Source organism: Cohnella thermotolerans DSM 17683 (genome assembly GCF_000429825.1).
Lineage (GTDB): Bacteria > Bacillota > Bacilli > Paenibacillales > Paenibacillaceae > Cohnella > Cohnella thermotolerans.
Map to the genome: position 1 here is coordinate 1 of NZ_AUCP01000094.1, position 13,309 is coordinate 13,309.

The following is a 13,309-nucleotide window of genomic DNA, read 5'->3' on the forward strand; positions in this document are numbered from 1 at the left end:
GGTGCACGACACTGTATTTGCGAAGTACTTCAGTCTCAAAGCGGCGGAACCGGCCAAGTATGCCGAAAAACGTGCCCTTGCGCTTACAGCTCGTAAATTGGTGCGGTTGGTCGATTATCTGCTGCGAACCAACCGACTTTACGAACCCAGAGAGGTGATCCGACAAAACGCATGACATAGGCCCTTTCATCTAACCGCCTATTTCCTTGATATTTAGGAAATATCTGAAAAATCTAGGTAGGGCGGGTTTAGTTTGGGTTTGCCTTTTTCCGGGTCACCCCCTGAAAAGAGTGCGGTTCATTCAAAATCATTGAATTTAAGGACTTGACATCGTACCGCTGCTCTCTCCGATACCGTAGACAAGCAAACTGTCGTACTCTCTGCCGCGGTGCACGAACGTCTCGATCCGGCCCGCTTGTTCCTTCAGCCTCTGCCATTCCGGCGCAGCCGAGTCCAACGCTTCCGTCACCACTTGCAGCCCTTCCGCGCGAAGCCGATCCGCTTCGAGAAGCGCCTCCCGCCTTTGCGCATGGGCGTAGACGATCAACGTGCGGCCGCCGGCCTCTTCCGCGTCGTCGCGGGCCACCTCAAGGATTCGCGTCGTCTTGAGCGCGAAGCCCGTCGCCGGAGCCGGACGGCCGAATTGGCCGAGCAGGTTGTCGTACCGGCCGCCGCTGCACACCGGAAACCCGAGATGGGAGGCATAGCCCTCGAAGGTCATTCCCGTATAATAGGAGAAGTCCCCGATCATGGTCAGGTCGATCAGCACATGCTCCTGTACGCCGTATGCGGACAGAACGTCCCACACTTCGCACAGCTGCCCGATGGCCGCCTTGGCATCCGGGCTCAAGTTCAGCTGCAGCGCCTGCTTGCATACTTCTTCTCCGCCGCGCAAACGCAGAATGCCCTCCAGCTCCGAACGGACTTCTTCGCTAAGAGACAGCTTGCGAAGCGCGTCCCGGTAGCCGACGTGGTCGCGCTGAAGCAGGAAGGCCTTCAAGCTCATCTGCTCTTCCTCTTGTCCGGGCAGCGCCTGCCGGAACAGGCCGTTCAGGAAGCCCACGTGCCCCACCGCCACTTTGAAGGAAGGCACGCCCGCCGCCTGCAGGGACGCGATCGCGAGCGCGATCACTTCCGCGTCCGCTTCCGGAGAAGGGTCGCCCACCAATTCGACGCCCGTCTGAAAAAACTCCGCGTCCCGTCCCGCTTCCTCCTCGAACGCGCGGAACACGTTCGCATGGTAGCTCAGCCGGATCGGGAAAGGCTGCTCCTTAAGCAGCGAAGAGACGACCCGGGCGATCGGGGACGTCATCTCGGAACGAAGCACGATCGTCGTGCCGCGCTGATTGAGCAGCTTGAACAGCTTCTGATCGGAGGTGGCGCTGGCCACCCCGACCGTATCGTAATATTCCATCGTCGGCGTCATAATTTGCTCGTAGCCCCAGCGGCCCATGCATGCCAGCACGTCGCGCTCGATGCGCCGGAGCTTCGCTACCGCATGAGGCAAGTAATCTTTGACGCCGGTCGGCTTCTCGAATACCTTTGGCTTGGACAAAGAAATAACCTCGATTCCGTCTTTCACTTTATCGCTTTAAAGTTCTAATATATTACCATACTGCCAAAATAAAGACTTTTCTGTACTTTAACATGAATGGGGATGGTCGTCAACAGACGAACGTTTCCAACCGGCAGACGCCCTTCCCCCGCTCGGCAGGCGCAAAAAGCCGAGACGCAGCGGCACGCCGGACGGCCTTCGGTTCAATCCCCGACTGCCATTCCGGCGCTCCGCGTTCGTCTCGGCTTCCCTTTCCCATGTCTAACGCCCGTCCGCTTTTGCGCAACCGTCCTTCTCGCCTTATTCCGATCCCAGCTCCCGCAAAGGGTTGCCCCCGACCCGCGCATTCGCGGGCACGTCGCGATGAACGACGGACCCGGCCGCCACCACGGCGCCGTCACCGATCGTCACGCCGGGCAATATCGTCACGTTCGCTCCGATCATCACGTTCGAGCCGATGCGGATGTCGCCGAGACGATATTCCTTGATCAAATATTCGTGGGTAAGCAGCGTTGAATTGTATCCGATGATGCAGTTGTCTCCGATCGTGATCCGTTCCGGAAAAAAGACGTCCACCATCACCATCAGCGCGAACGAAGTTTGGCGTCCGACCTTCATGCCGAGGATGCGGCGGTAGATCCAATTTTTGACGGCCAACTCCGGACAGTACCTTGCCAATTGGATAAATACAAAGTTGCGGACCGCTTTCCAGCGGGATACCGTCCGGTACACCTGCCATAGCGCATTCGGCCCCTCCACCGGATAACGCTCCACCTGTCTCAACCTTACACCGTCTCCAATCCGCAAAGGGCAAGCAGCTGCCGCATGTCTTCTATCACATGGACCGCCCCCGCTTCCCGCAGAACCGCCTCGCCCTTCAACGACCAGGCTACGCCCACCGGAACGGCTCCGGCCCGCAGCGCCGACTCGATGTCCACCGCGCTGTCACCGACCATCATCGTTGCCGCCGGCTCCGATCCGAGCGCTCGGATCGCCTTCTGCACGGGCTCCGGATGAGGCTTCGCATGCTCCACGTCGTCCAGCGTGACGATCGTATCCATGTGCTCGTAAATGCCGAGCAGCTTCAGCGCGCGCTCCGTCGTCGGCCGCATCTTCGTCGTGACGACGCCCAGCTTGAAGCCGTTCGCGCGCAGCTGCGGCAGCACTTCCGCCACGCCCGGGAACAGCTCGACCATCTCGTCGTGCCGGGCGATGTTGTATTCCCGGTAGGCTCGTACCAAGTCGTCGACGTCTTCGCGGCCGGAGAAGTGCTGCATCTGATACGTCAGCGGCATCCCCATGCTCGGAATAATATGCTCCCTCCCGAACGTCTCGGGAACGACTCCCTTGAGCGCGTGCAGAAAGGATTGAATAATCAGTTCGTTCGTGTCGACAATCGTGCCGTCCAGATCGAACAGTACGGCTGCAATCTCTCGCTTCATTTTTGTCCTATCCCCATTTCTCTATCCGGAACGTCAAGCGCGCGTCTCGCCGGATGCTCCGTCCTCCGGGCTGCCCGCAACGTCCGAATCCTTGGCGCCGGCCGCCGGCTGCGGCTTCGAACTGACGATCGGATCCGAATAGCGTTCCTTCGCAAGCCCCGTCTGTCTGCGAATGGCGATCAGCACGATGCTCGCGATGACGGCGAGAATCGCAAGCAGCTGCGAGCTGCGGACGTTCCCGTAGACCGGATCCAGGTACCCTTGCTGGAAGCCGAGCCATTCCATCGGCGTCCAGAGCGTTTTAAGGAGCGAAGCGAGCGTGTCCGACCCTTTGAAAGCCAGACTGTCCGTCCGCAGACCTTCAATGAAGAAGCGTCCGATCGAATACCAAATGACGTAGGCGAAGAAGATCTCGCCCGCCCGCAAAGACTTCCACTGCCTCCGAATGACGAACAGGACGATCAAGCCGACAAGACTCCAAAGGGATTCGTATAGAAAAGTCGGATGGTGGTACGTTCCTTCCACGTTCATCTGATCGACGATAAAAGCCGGAAGGTGCAGCGTATGGCGCAGGAACGATTCCTCGACCGGGCCGCCGTAAGCTTCCTGATTGACGTAGTTGCCCCATCGCCCGATCATCTGCCCCGCCAACAATGACGGCGCGCAAATGTCGACGAGGCGCCAGAACGAATAGCCCCTGTGCCGGAAGTAGAAAAATCCGCAGAGCAGCGCGCCGATCAAAGCGCCGTAAATGGCGATGCCGCCATTCCAGATTTGAATGATCTCGCCCGGGTGTTCGCCGTAATAATCCCATTTGAACACGACGTAGTACAAGCGTGCGCAAATAATGGCCGAGGGCACGCCGAACAGCATCAAATCCAGGAAGAAATCGGGCGAGAGCCCGAACCGTTTGCCTTCCCGGATCGCCAGCAGCAACCCGACCAGCGCGCCCGTGCCCAGAATGAGCCCGTACCAGTGCACGGACAGCGGCCCCAGCGTGAAGGCAATGGGATCCAATTTCAACGGCAACATCTTCATCCTCCGTCCTTGATTCCCCGAATGAACTGCCGCGGGGTCGGTTTATTCGTAATCCTCGTCGGCGATCGCTTCCGTCAGCTTGTTCGTGAATTGCAGCGCGGCATTGTAGCCCATTCGCTTCAGGCGGAAATTCATCGCGGCCACTTCCAGGATGACGGCCAGATTTCGCCCGGGCCGTACCGGAACGGTGACGAGCGGCACCTCGGCTTCGATGATCTTCGTCGTCTCCTCGTCCAGCCCGAGCCGGTCGTATTGCTTCTCCTGCTGCCAATTCTCAAGCTTGATGACGAGGCTGATCTGCTTCTGCGTGCGAACGGCGCCGGCGCCGAACAAGGTCATGACGTTCAAAATGCCGAGGCCCCGAATTTCAAGCAGATGCTGAATGAGCTCCGGAGCGCTTCCGTAAAGAAGATTGTCCGCCGTTTGCCGAATTTCCACGGCGTCGTCCGCAACCAGGCGGTGCCCCCGCTTGACGAGCTCCAGCGCGGTCTCGCTCTTGCCGATGCCGCTTCCTCCGGTAATGAGCATCCCGACGCCGTACACGTCGACCAGGACGCCGTGGATCGTGGCGGTCGGAGCCAGCTTCTTCTCCAGGAATGTCGTAATCCGGCTGAGCAGAATCGTCGTCGCGACGCCGCTCCGAAGTACCGGGAAATGCCGTTCGTTCGCGACTTCGATCAATTCGGACGGTACGTCCAATCCCCGCGTAATAATGATGCAAGGCGTCTCGTCTGTGCACAGGCGCTCCATCCGTTCCCGCCGCTCTTGCGAAGTGAGCGTTTCGAGGAAGGCCAACTCCGTCTTGCCCAGAATTTGCGCCCGCTCGACCGGATAATAAGCGAAATAACCGGCGACCTCGAGGCCCGGCCGATTCAGGTCGTCCGTCTCGATCGTTCGGCGCATGCCGTCTGCGCCGGCGACCACTTCCAGCTGAAATTGGTGGACGAGCTCGGATACTCTCACTTTTTTGGCCATCGTCCTGCTCCCTTCCCATAATCCTTTTTCATCGTATCTAAAATAAGAAAGGAAATCAACGCAAAGCCGAGGCCCGTTCCCCCGATTGCAAAAAACGCCCGGCCTTAGGCCGGGCGTCCCGTACGATTATCGATTAGTTCTCGAAAACGTTCAGTTCCGTATCTTTGTCGAAGATATGGATTTTGTTCATGTCGATCGCGAGCTTCACGTTCTGGCCTTCTTGGAAGCCGGAACGGCCGTCGACGCGGGCGATGACGTTATCTTTGCCCAGGCCGGTCAGGTACAGGTACATCTCGTGGCCGAGGTTCTCGGACACTTCGATGCCGGCGTTGATGACCGACTTCGGCGAAGCTTCGATGAACACCGGCTCTTCGTGGAGGTCTTCCGGACGAACGCCCAGGATGACTTCGCGGCCGATGTAGCCTTTGGAGCGGAGCACTTTCGCTTTGCCTTCCGGAATCTCAACGTTGATGCCGGTAGCCTTGAAATGCACGGCGCCGCCTTCTTCCACCAGTTGGCCCGGAATGAAGTTCATGGCCGGAGCGCCGATGAAGCCGGCTACGAACAGGTTGATCGGATGATTGTAAAGCTCTTCCGGCGTAGCGGCTTGTTGAATGAAGCCGTCCTTCATAACGACGATGCGGTCGCCCATCGTCATCGCTTCCGTCTGGTCGTGGGTAACGTAGATGCAAGTCGTCTCCAGGCGTTTAACGAGCTTGGAAATGTTCGCGCGCATTTGCGTACGCAGCTTGGCGTCCAAGTTGGAGAGCGGTTCGTCCATCAGGAACACTTGCGGTTCGCGGACGATGGCGCGGCCCAGAGCGACCCGTTGGCGTTGACCGCCGGACAGAGCCTTCGGCTTGCGGTCGAGCAGGTGCTCGATCTCGAGCGTGCGAGCCGCTTCGCGAACGCGGCGGTCGATCTCGTCCTTGCGGAATTTGCGCAGCTTCAGACCGAACGCCATATTCTGATAAACGTTCATATGCGGATACAGAGCGTAAGATTGGAACACCATCGCGATGTCGCGATCTTTCGGAGCGACGTCGTTCACGACGCGGTCGCCGATGTAGAGCTTGCCTTCGGAAATTTCCTCCAGGCCTGCGATCATCCGCAGCGTCGTCGACTTGCCGCAACCGGAAGGACCGACGAGCACGAGAAATTCCTTGTCTTGAATGTCGAGATTAAAGTCGGTTACCGATGCCTTGTCGGAACCCGGATATTTTTTATAAACATGCTCTAAACGTACGCCTGCCATTGGATGTTCCCCCTAACATTTCGTTTAAGGTACAGCAATATCTTACCGCAGCGGGGTGTCGAATGACTATGCACAAAGCGTACAAAAAATTCATTTCCTTTTCGTGACTTTGTACAATAACAGCATAATTCGGACAAGAACCGCGTCGTTGAAGGAGCGGACGTCGAGCCCGGTCTCCTGCTTCAGCTTGTCCAGACGGTACAGCAGCGTGTTGCGGTGAATAAACAGCTTCTTCGCGGTCTCGCTGACGTTGCAGTCCATGGCAAAAAAAGCGTCCAGCGTCGAGATCGTCTCCGGCTCGGTGAACAGGTCCGGGCGGCCCATCATCTCTTCCATGAACCGGGCTCTCGTCGCCTCCGGAATGCCGTTCAGCAGCCGCTCCAGATGGATCATCCAGGGCAGATGCACCTGCATCCCCACGTGAAATTTGCGGCCCAGATAAACGGTCTCCCGGAGCGACGCAACCGTCTGCACGAGACTTTCCGCCGGGATGATCGGCAGTCCGACCGCAACGTGGCATTCGCCGCCCCACTGCTCCGTAAACATCTGATGCAAACCTGTCGCAAGCGAATAAAGCGCTTCCTTCGTTTCGTCCCGTTCCAGCACTTCCTCGTCGGCTGATTCCACTTCCGCCAGCAGCCGGTCGGAACCGAGAACGAGCCATTCGCGCTCCCGAATCGGAACGAGCAGCATCTCGTCGGAAATGAAGGAACGAAACACCTTGTCCAGCTCGGCGTAGGAAGGCTCCCGCTCGTCGGCTTGCTCGCTGATTAACAGAAAGGGAATCATGCCGTCGAAAAGCCGGTTGCGAAGCTCGAAGCGGTCCGGCACCTCCGCCCGGACGTCGCCCGTCACGATGCACTGCTCGATCCAGTCGCCGAGCCGCCTCGCCTGACGCTCCCAGTCGCTCGTTCCCGCAACGTTGCGGGGATTCGCGGGCTGGGCCGCCCACTTTAACAGCTCCTTTTCCAACGGAGTCAAGGAACTATGGATTTGGAGCACCTCCAGCTCCGTTCCGTCGATCCGCACGAGCAGCAGGTACCGGTCCGCCAATTGGATGCCGTCTCCCAATTCGGGGTATTTACTTCCGCCGTCCTGCTCCCACTGCGTTCTCGATACGGTCTGGACTTCCACCGGAGCGCCGACCAACTGCTGAAGCCGCTGCAATTTCGTTTTGTTCATCGCTGCACGCCCCTCATCCGCGTTCGTTATCCACATTGTAGCATAATTAGCGGAGGTGGGGGGCCGCTTAACGCAGCATAAGCAGAATGACGATGGACATCAGCGAGAATACCGCGGCGATCAGATAGAGGAACGAGACGGTCTGAACCTGGGTCAAGCCCCACCTCATGAGGCTGTGATGCGTGTGGAGATTGTCCGCCCGGTGAAGCCCCTTTCCCTCCAGCAGACGTCGCGAGAACACGATAATCGTATCGAGAAAAGGCACGCCCAGCGCCAGCACGGGAACGAGGAGCGAGAGGAACGTAGCGCCCTTCAGCGTGCCGTTGATCGCCGTCACCGCCAGCGTGTACCCGAGGAAGGTGGCGCCGGCGTCGCCCATGAAGATCCGGGCCGGGTGAAAATTGTAGACGAGGAACGCCAGGCACGAGCCTGCCAGCGCGACCCCGATCAGAGCGGTCACGACCTGCCCTTCGATAAGCGACGCGACAAACAGCGTGAAGGAAGAAATGACGCTTACGCCGGAGGCCAGGCCGTCGATCCCGTCGATGAAGTTGAGCATGTTGATCAGAGCGAATACCCAGAGCAGGGTGAAAAAGGCGGCCCAGCCCGGCGAGAACAGAATCATGGCCGACCTGGACGGCGCGGAGATGCCGGCGATCTGGATGCCGAACGCGGACGGGATGAGCGCCACGCCGATGTAGACGATCAGCCTCGGCCATACCGGGAAGTCGCGTCCGCGCGATTTGAAGGAATCGTCGAGCAGGCCGACGGCCACGAGCACGCCGCCGCCCAGCGCCAGAGCGCGAAGAATCGGACTGTCTCCCTGGAACAGCCACGTCGTGAAGATGACGCCGGCGTAAATCGCGAGCCCTCCGCTGAGCGGAATGGGCGACGAATGCACCTTGCGCTTCGACGGACGATCGACGAAGCCGATCTTGAGCGCGGCGGCGCGCACTACGGGAACCAAGAGGAAGACGACGACGAAGGAAAACCCGAGCGCGTACAAGTAGATCATGCCATGTTCCTCCCGATGCGGGGTTTGCTCCTTACTGTGCCCCAAATAAAGAAAAATCACCCTGGCGGGTGACGTCGGTTCGATCGCCGCTTACCGGTTCAAATAGCGGCTCAGCGCCTTCTCTTGAATGTCGATGGCGCGGCCGATGCCAAGCGCCCGCAGCTCCGCGACGCAATCGTCGAAGCTGTCCGCCGGCTCGATGCCGAAAATGATTTTCAGCGCCGCGTCGTCCAACAGCGATTCGGCATCTTGCATGATGGAAGACAACTCCGCGCTCTCCTCCTCCGTCTTGGGCGTCTGGGGAAGCAGATGAAGCTCGGCGTCGGTATCCGACCACAGCCGAACGGCCTCTTGTTGCTCCGGATAGAAGTAATACTGCTCCACATAGCGCCCGTCTTGAACGAAAGGACCGAAGTAATTCGCCCGTGTGTACATCGCCAGCGCTTGGGAAGGAGCAAGCTTGTCCGGGTTGCGCAGAATCAGGTCGGTATAGGCGGGGTAGCCGTTCTTCATCTCGTAGCTCTGTCCTTCAATGCCGAAGTTGAACAAGAGATGTCCCGCCGGGCTGTAGCCGTAATCGAGCATGCGGGCGGCCGCTTCGACGTTCGGGCTCTTGGCCGAGATGGCCACGCCGCCGGTTCCGACATACGCGGAGCTTCGCTGGCCGAATTTCGGCCTGTCTCCCTTATGCAGCACCGGATAAGGAGCCGGGGCGAACCGGGCGGACGGATTCTCCCGCCGCACGATCGACTGCCAGGTGCCGATGCCCGCTCCCGCATTCCAGATGCTGGCTCCGCTTCGGCCCGAGATCATGCTCGCATCCATCGTGGCGGTGTCGACCGTCGCAATGTTTGGATCGATCAGACCCTCGGCGTACCATTGGCGGAACACGGCGAGAAATTGCTTAAATCCCGGCTCCAAAGGACCGAACTTGACGTGTCCCTGCTCCGTATAGAAGCCGTTCAGCACGCCGAAGGCGCCGACGAAAGCCCCGCTCTCCAGCCCGAACAGGGGATTCGGCACGCCCAGGAAGGTCAGCGGAGCGGCAACGCCCTTCCGCTCCTTGAACGCCTTCAGCACGGTATGCCAGTCGCCGATCGTCTCCGGAATCGGCAATCCGAGCTCGTCCAGCCAATCCTTGCGGATGATGGGGCCTTGGTACGTGAGCAGCTTGTCGTCGCCGCGAATGAACGGGAACACGTAATAGCTTCCCGAACCGGTCTTGACCTGCTTGTCGATCTCCGGATGCTCGTTCAAATAGTTCCGCAAATTCGGTGCGTAACGATCGATAATATCGTTCAGACGAAGAATATAACCGTCGGCAATCGCCTTGTCCGGCCCGCCGGGGAACTTATCCCACTCGTATTCCATCATGTCGGGGAGCTCGCCGGAAGCAAGCAGCACGTTCATCGTCTCCTTCGCCTGGTTGGCGGGAGGCTGAATGAAGATCAGGCTCACCCCGGTCTGTCTCTGCCATTCCTGAAAGAAAGGAACCTCCCGGAAGCTGGGCTTGACGCTGGCCGCATTGCTGTTCAGCTCGGCCCAATAGGTCAACCGCTTGGCCGTCCCGCTTGCGGAAGCTTCGGTCCGGGGACCGGCCGCGTCCCGGGAAGCGGGAAGCGAGCCGAACGGCGAGCAAGCTCCCAACGCAAGCAGCAACGCGGCCGCGAGCAGCAACGGAACCGCAGCGGTCCGCCTTGCCTTCGACTTCATCATCCGTTGCCCCCTTCAGCGATAATTCGCGGTTCCCCTCCGTTCATTTCCTTGTATTTGCCCGGGGTAATCCCCTCGTATTTCTTGAACACGCGAATGAAGGTGGCCGCTTCGTTGTATCCGACCCGCTTCGCGATCTCGGAGACCGAATGGCGGCTGTCCCGAATCAACCGCTTCGCCCGATCGATCCGAAACTTGTTGATGTAATCCGGAAGCCCTTCCCCCGTCTCGTTCTTGAATAACTTCGATAAGTAGCTGCCCTTCAGGTCAAAGCGCTCGCCGATCGAATTCACGCTGAGATTCGAATCGTCGTAGTGCTCTTCGATATGGCGAATCACCCTCTCCGTCAAGCGGCGCAGCGTCTCGGCCCGCTCCTGGGAGACGTTCTTGTCCCGCTTCGCGGCGGCGAACGCGCAAACTTCCGTCAAGAGCGCAAGCAGCTCCTGACGCATCTCCTGCACCGTATCGCATGCGATGATCTTATCCATCCACAGCGGATTGCCGCCCAGCACGCTGCTCTCGCCGTCCCCGATCTCGTTGATCGCCTTGACCATCGTGCCCGCAAGGTTGAAAATCAAGCACTTCGCCAACGTCGGCGACCCGACCGGCTTGTCGAAGTTGCGCTGCATGATCTCGTTCATCGCCCGAGTCGCCTGCTCGCCGTCGCCGGCTTTGATCCAATTGATGATCTGCTGCTCCAATTGAAGCGGATAATAGTAGCCGAACCGATGGTTGTCCGCGGGATCGATGCGGATGTCGTCATACGTAATAATCTCCCGTTTGCCGAGCACCATCTTGTACTCCATCGCATCGACGGCTTCCCGGTAAGCTTCGGCAATGCCCGGGAACGAATGATGCACGCCGCCGATCGAGATCGTCAGGTCCATCCGGAACCGAAGCAGGAACAGTTGCGCTTCCGTCGCGATGGCATACAGATCTTCCTTGTAGAGAGCCGGATCTCCCTCGGCGAAATTGACCAGGCAGACCATCATGTCGTCAATATTTAATTTGGCCGTTCTCTTGATAGAAGCCGCGGTTGACGCCGAACGCTCCGATAAACGCGCCGTTGCCTCCGTCGTTGAAGAATCGGGGCTTGCTGTTGAACGTGAGCGCGGCCGACGTACCCTTCTGTTCTTTGAAAGCCCGCAGCGTCTTCGTCCAGTCGTCGATCGTCTCCGGTATCGGCAGACCCAGTTCGTCCAGCCAGTCCTTGCGGATGATCGGACCCTGGAATACCTGCAAATATTCGTCGCCGCGAATGAAAGGGAACGCATAATAGCTGCCGTTGTCGGTCTTGACCATCTTGTCGATGTCGGGATGCTCTTGCAGATATTTCTTCAGATTCGGCGCGTATTGGCCGATCAGATCGTTCAGCTTCAAAATATAGCCGTCGCCGATCGCCTTCTCCGGTCCGCCCGGGTAACCGTTCAGGAAGTCGAATTCGATCATGTCCGGCAGGTCGCCGGATGCGAGCAGGATGTTCAACGTTTGCTGAGCCTGCCCCGCGGGAGGAGACGTGAAGGCAAGTTTGACCCCCGTTTGTTTCTGCCAATTTTGGAAAAAGGGTACTTCGTCAAGCGATGCCTTCACGCCGACGATGTTGCCGGTCATTTCCGCCCAGTAGCTGAGCGTCTTGTCCGTCTTGATCGGATACGCCGAACCGCCGGCATCTCCGTCCGTGCCCGCCGCCGAGCTCGTCGGCGCAGACGGGCTGCCGCTCGGCGTACCGGAAGCTTCCCCCGCGTTTGCGTTGTTGCCTTTGGAAAAACACGCGCTTAACAGCGAGCCCATCAGGAGCACGGACAGGGCAGCGGTTACAAGTCTTCTCATATTCCCACCTCCGCCAGTCGATTGATGAGATGCATCTCCTCTTCAGACTAATGGAACGGGCAGAAGCGCGATATGGACAAAATCGGAAAACGGATAGCGAATTACGGAAGAGGAATCGATGATTTCTCCAAATCAATCGGCAAAATCGCCAATCGGGGGGTACGCTTCGCAAAGCGCATCAAAAAAATCCGCCGGGGAACCCTCGCGGACAACAAAAAAACGGACGCCCGCGCGTCCGCTGTCGATTCGAAACTGGTGAGCCATGAAGGACTCGAACCTTCGACACCCTGATTAAAAGTCAGGTGCTCTACCAACTGAGCTAATGGCTCCCTTTGAGGGGGTAAAATGGTGGAGGGTGATGGATTCGAACCACCGAACCCGAAGGAAGAGATTTACAGTCTCCCGCGTTTGGCCACTTCGCTAACCCTCCATGAGTACCCGCCGGTAGCATGCGCACCCTTCGGTCCGCTTATACCGGATGAACCTATGGTGGCTCGGGACGGAATCGAACCGCCGACACGAGGATTTTCAGTCCTCTGCTCTACCAACTGAGCTACCGAGCCAAACGAACAATCAATCCTGGCCACCGAAAGCAATCGGAATATGCCACGAAGATTCGCTTCAGTTTTGGGGGTGAAATTGAAATGGCGGAACCGACGGGATTCGAACCCGCGATCTCCTGCGTGACAGGCAGGCATGTTAGGCCTCTACACCACGGTTCCGCGAAATGGCTACCGGGTCCCCAAAAGTTGACTATCTTCGCTTGTTGGGGCCAAGTTATGGTGGAGGCTGAGGGGATCGAACCCCCGACCCTCTGCTTGTAAGGCAGATGCTCTCCCAGCTGAGCTAAGCCTCCATAATGGCATGAACGAACAAGATTATTTGGTAGCGGCGGAGGGGATCGAACCCCCGACCTTTCGGGTATGAACCGAACGCTCTAGCCAGCTGAGCTACGCCGCCACAGATCAGCGCTTGTCCTGCATTGCAAGAAAACCCAAGGCCTTGCGCCTTGATAACCGGATACGAAACGAATGCGCCCTTACGTGTCTTAGGATAAGCCCTCGACCGATTAGTACTCGTCAGCTCCACGCGTTGCCGCGCTTCCACCCCGAGCCTATCTACCTGGTGTTCTTCCAGGGGTCTTACGTACTGGGAAATCTCATCTTGAGGCGGGCTTCGCGCTTAGATGCTTTCAGCGCTTATCCCTCCCGCACTTGGCTACCCAGCGGTGCTCCTGGCGGAACAACTGGTACACCAGCGGTGCGTCCATCCCGGTCCTCTCGTACTAAGGACAGCCCCTCTCA

11 protein-coding genes, 6 tRNA genes and 1 rRNA gene are annotated in these 13,309 nt (G+C 58.5%); all 18 read right to left on the reverse strand.

The window, feature by feature from the left end; all coding sequences use genetic code 11:
- Nucleotides 1–316 precede the first annotated feature (316 nt).
- Nucleotides 317–1,555 carry an ATP phosphoribosyltransferase regulatory subunit gene (locus G485_RS0115995; protein WP_027093371.1) on the reverse strand — a complete coding sequence of 413 codons (1,239 nt, stop codon included), beginning with the start codon at nt 1,553–1,555 and terminating at the stop codon, nt 317–319.
- A gap of 300 nt (nt 1,556–1,855) precedes the next feature.
- Entirely contained in the window at nt 1,856–2,338 is a 483-nt protein-coding gene (locus G485_RS0116000) for an acyltransferase (protein WP_027093372.1), read from the reverse strand.
- Nucleotides 2,339–2,340: 2 nt separating this feature from the next.
- Complete coding sequence (gene ppaX, locus G485_RS0116005; protein WP_027093373.1) at nt 2,341–2,997, reverse strand: pyrophosphatase PpaX; 657 nt, start codon at nt 2,995–2,997, stop codon at nt 2,341–2,343.
- Nucleotides 2,998–3,030: 33 nt separating this feature from the next.
- Nucleotides 3,031–4,035, reverse strand: a complete 1,005-nt coding sequence (gene lgt / locus G485_RS26865) for a prolipoprotein diacylglyceryl transferase (RefSeq protein WP_084423344.1) — start codon at nt 4,033–4,035, stop codon at nt 3,031–3,033.
- Nucleotides 4,036–4,077: 42 nt separating this feature from the next.
- Nucleotides 4,078–5,010 carry an HPr(Ser) kinase/phosphatase gene (gene hprK / locus G485_RS0116015; RefSeq protein WP_027093374.1) on the reverse strand — a complete coding sequence of 311 codons (933 nt, stop codon included), beginning with the start codon at nt 5,008–5,010 and terminating at the stop codon, nt 4,078–4,080.
- Nucleotides 5,011–5,143: 133 nt separating this feature from the next.
- Nucleotides 5,144–6,265, reverse strand: a complete 1,122-nt coding sequence (locus tag G485_RS0116020) for an ABC transporter ATP-binding protein (RefSeq protein ID WP_027093375.1) — start codon at nt 6,263–6,265, stop codon at nt 5,144–5,146.
- A 90-nt stretch (nt 6,266–6,355) separates the two neighbouring features.
- Nucleotides 6,356–7,447 carry a PucR family transcriptional regulator gene (locus G485_RS0116025; protein WP_027093376.1) on the reverse strand — a complete coding sequence of 364 codons (1,092 nt, stop codon included), beginning with the start codon at nt 7,445–7,447 and terminating at the stop codon, nt 6,356–6,358.
- A gap of 67 nt (nt 7,448–7,514) precedes the next feature.
- Nucleotides 7,515–8,462: an MraY family glycosyltransferase gene (locus G485_RS0116030; protein ID WP_027093377.1), complete on the reverse strand. Its 948-nt coding sequence runs from the start codon at nt 8,460–8,462 to the stop codon at nt 7,515–7,517.
- 90 nt (nt 8,463–8,552) lie between these two features.
- On the reverse strand, nt 8,553–10,178 hold the full coding sequence (locus G485_RS0116035; protein ID WP_240489171.1) for an extracellular solute-binding protein: 1,626 nt from the start codon (nt 10,176–10,178) through the stop codon (nt 8,553–8,555).
- Nucleotides 10,175–11,167, reverse strand: a complete 993-nt coding sequence (locus tag G485_RS26870; RefSeq protein WP_051318339.1) for a helix-turn-helix transcriptional regulator — start codon at nt 11,165–11,167, stop codon at nt 10,175–10,177. Before G485_RS26870 ends, G485_RS0116035 begins: the two co-directional genes overlap by 4 nt.
- 4 nt (nt 11,168–11,171) lie before the next feature.
- Nucleotides 11,172–12,005, reverse strand: a complete 834-nt coding sequence (locus tag G485_RS26875) for a type 2 periplasmic-binding domain-containing protein (protein WP_035156648.1) — start codon at nt 12,003–12,005, stop codon at nt 11,172–11,174.
- 253 nt (nt 12,006–12,258) lie between these two features.
- Nucleotides 12,259–12,334 (reverse strand) — tRNA-Lys (locus G485_RS0116050).
- A gap of 17 nt (nt 12,335–12,351) precedes the next feature.
- Nucleotides 12,352–12,435: transfer RNA gene (locus G485_RS0116055), tRNA-Tyr, on the reverse strand.
- Nucleotides 12,436–12,492: 57 nt separating this feature from the next.
- A tRNA-Phe gene (locus tag G485_RS0116060) sits at nt 12,493–12,568 on the reverse strand.
- A gap of 82 nt (nt 12,569–12,650) precedes the next feature.
- A tRNA-Asp gene (locus tag G485_RS0116065) sits at nt 12,651–12,727 on the reverse strand.
- A gap of 58 nt (nt 12,728–12,785) precedes the next feature.
- Nucleotides 12,786–12,861: transfer RNA gene (locus G485_RS0116070), tRNA-Val, on the reverse strand.
- Between the two features lie 27 nt (nt 12,862–12,888).
- A tRNA-Met gene (locus G485_RS0116075) sits at nt 12,889–12,965 on the reverse strand.
- A gap of 89 nt (nt 12,966–13,054) precedes the next feature.
- Nucleotides 13,055–13,309: ribosomal RNA gene (locus tag G485_RS0116080) — 23S ribosomal RNA — on the reverse strand; the annotation flags it as partial.

Bases quoted from the DNA above. Each gene is read 5' to 3' on its own strand.
- G485_RS0116025 (WP_027093376.1), bottom strand. From the start codon at position 7,447: ATGAACAAAACGAAATTGCAGCGGCTTCAGCAGTTGGTCGGCGCTCCG.
- G485_RS26870 (WP_051318339.1), bottom strand. From the start codon at position 11,167: ATGATGGTCTGCCTGGTCAATTTCGCCGAGGGAGATCCGGCTCTCTAC.
- hprK (WP_027093374.1), bottom strand. From the start codon at position 5,010: ATGGCCAAAAAAGTGAGAGTATCCGAGCTCGTCCACCAATTTCAGCTG.
- G485_RS0116020 (WP_027093375.1), bottom strand. From the start codon at position 6,265: ATGGCAGGCGTACGTTTAGAGCATGTTTATAAAAAATATCCGGGTTCC.
- G485_RS0116035 (WP_240489171.1), bottom strand. From the start codon at position 10,178: ATGATGAAGTCGAAGGCAAGGCGGACCGCTGCGGTTCCGTTGCTGCTC.
- G485_RS0116030 (WP_027093377.1), bottom strand. From the start codon at position 8,462: ATGATCTACTTGTACGCGCTCGGGTTTTCCTTCGTCGTCGTCTTCCTC.
- ppaX (WP_027093373.1), bottom strand. From the start codon at position 2,997: ATGAAGCGAGAGATTGCAGCCGTACTGTTCGATCTGGACGGCACGATT.
- G485_RS26875 (WP_035156648.1), bottom strand. From the start codon at position 12,005: ATGAGAAGACTTGTAACCGCTGCCCTGTCCGTGCTCCTGATGGGCTCG.
- lgt (WP_084423344.1), bottom strand. From the start codon at position 4,035: ATGAAGATGTTGCCGTTGAAATTGGATCCCATTGCCTTCACGCTGGGG.